Here is a 370-nt window from a genome sequence, read left to right on the forward strand (position 1 = left end):
GGGTTATACGAGTCTATGTTCTCGGATATCTTCTTGACCTCGAAGTACGCGTACGGATACGTCAACGGCTTTCCTTTCCCAAACAACTTTTGGAGCTGAGCCGTTTTATCATGCGTGTTGATGAACGCACACTTCGAACAGTTGAATACCTGTTGGAACCGAGACTGGAATTCCTCGAAGACGAAGAAGTCGATGGGTGCGATTTGCTCCATTCGGACTCCTGTTAAATCTGGATGCAGATACGAAAAAAGCCCGGACGATCTGAGCGACCGGCGCGGGCTTTAGTGTTACTTCGTGACAAGTGCTGCCAGAGCAGCGTGAAACTCTTTGTCTTCTTCCTCTACTGCTTCGTCCTCGACCTTACCCGGCT

1 protein-coding gene is annotated in these 370 nt (G+C 49.7%); it reads right to left on the reverse strand.

What is annotated here, in order from left to right; genetic code table 11:
- On the reverse strand, positions 1 to 212 hold a 212-nt coding region (locus AC1RPH_RS08005; RefSeq protein WP_481762056.1), incomplete at its 3' end, for a hypothetical protein.
- Positions 213 to 370 lie beyond the last annotated feature (158 nt).

The sequence above is a fragment of the Dellaglioa sp. CoH-57-MRSF-16 genome (genome assembly GCF_056782055.1).